Genomic DNA, 1,888 nt, shown 5'->3' on the forward strand with positions numbered 1-1,888 from the left:
AGTGTCGCATCCGGGCAGACATCGAACCATTTGAAATGGTCTAACTTGGATTTGTTTTTCGCAAGGCCGCCGAGAGGCGGCCCCGAGAAATTCCTTTTCCTATCTAATAGAACCATATGAATCGAACGGAACCGATCAGCGATGGACTGAGAGGACCGGACGGGCTCGAAGCCCATATATTTTGGACGGAGAGTTCGATCCTGGCTCAGGATGAACGCTGGCGGCGCGCCTAACACATGCAAGTCGAACGGCACCTGCCCTCGGGCAGAAGCGAGTGGCGAACGGCTGAGTAACACGTGGAGAACCTGCCCCCTCCCCCGGGATAGCCGCCCGAAAGGACGGGTAATACCGGATACCCCGGGGTGCCGCATGGCACCCCGGCTAAAGCCCCGACGGGAGGGGATGGCTCCGCGGCCCATCAGGTAGACGGCGGGGTGACGGCCCACCGTGCCGACAACGGGTAGCCGGGTTGAGAGACCGACCGGCCAGATTGGGACTGAGACACGGCCCAGACTCCTACGGGAGGCAGCAGTGGGGAATCTTGCGCAATGGGGGGAACCCTGACGCAGCGACGCCGCGTGCGGGACGGAGGCCTTCGGGTCGTAAACCGCTTTCAGCAGGGAAGAGTCAAGACTGTACCTGCAGAAGAAGCCCCGGCTAACTACGTGCCAGCAGCCGCGGTAATACGTAGGGGGCGAGCGTTATCCGGATTCATTGGGCGTAAAGCGCGCGTAGGCGGCCCGGCAGGCCGGGGGTCGAAGCGGGGGGCTCAACCCCCCGAAGCCCCCGGAACCTCCGCGGCTTGGGTCCGGTAGGGGAGGGTGGAACACCCGGTGTAGCGGTGGAATGCGCAGATATCGGGTGGAACACCGGTGGCGAAGGCGGCCCTCTGGGCCGAGACCGACGCTGAGGCGCGAAAGCTGGGGGAGCGAACAGGATTAGATACCCTGGTAGTCCCAGCCGTAAACGATGGACGCTAGGTGTGGGGGGACGATCCCCCCGTGCCGCAGCCAACGCATTAAGCGTCCCGCCTGGGGAGTACGGCCGCAAGGCTAAAACTCAAAGGAATTGACGGGGGCCCGCACAAGCAGCGGAGCATGTGGCTTAATTCGAAGCAACGCGAAGAACCTTACCAGGGCTTGACATATGGGTGAAGCGGGGGAGACCCCGTGGCCGAGAGGAGCCCATACAGGTGGTGCATGGCTGTCGTCAGCTCGTGTCGTGAGATGTTGGGTTAAGTCCCGCAACGAGCGCAACCCCCGCCGCGTGTTGCCATCGGGTGATGCCGGGAACCCACGCGGGACCGCCGCCGTCAAGGCGGAGGAGGGCGGGGACGACGTCAAGTCATCATGCCCCTTATGCCCTGGGCTGCACACGTGCTACAATGGCCGGTACAGAGGGATGCCACCCCGCGAGGGGGAGCGGATCCCGGAAAGCCGGCCCCAGTTCGGATTGGGGGCTGCAACCCGCCCCCATGAAGTCGGAGTTGCTAGTAATCGCGGATCAGCATGCCGCGGTGAATGCGTTCCCGGGCCTTGTACACACCGCCCGTCACACCACCCGAGTCGTCTGCACCCGAAGTCGCCGGCCCAACCGAGAGGGGGGAGGCGCCGAAGGTGTGGAGGGTGAGGGGGGTGAAGTCGTAACAAGGTAGCCGTACCGGAAGGTGCGGCTGGATCACCTCCTTTCTAGGGAGATAAATTCTTAGAGAGACAAACTTTAACTCGAATAGAGGGCAGGAGCCCGTCCGGTAGATGTCCGACCTGGATGAAGTCCCCGCAGCACCCGGTCCCCGGGGTCGCACCCGCGTACCTTGAGAGCCGCATAGCGATAGGAGAGAGATGGAAGAGATTCATCTTCCAGACTCGATTCTTTTCTGCGATTAAAA

Annotated in this window: 1 rRNA gene; it reads left to right on the forward strand. The window is 62.6% G+C overall.

The window, feature by feature from the left end:
- The first annotated feature begins 182 nt into the window (after window positions 1-182).
- A 16S ribosomal RNA gene (locus I4W09_RS10095) occupies window positions 183-1,688 on the forward strand.
- Window positions 1,689-1,888: the final 200 nt, after the last annotated feature.

Origin of the sequence: Collinsella aerofaciens, assembly GCF_015670795.1 — a bacterium.
Lineage (GTDB): Bacteria > Actinomycetota > Coriobacteriia > Coriobacteriales > Coriobacteriaceae > Collinsella > Collinsella aerofaciens_Q.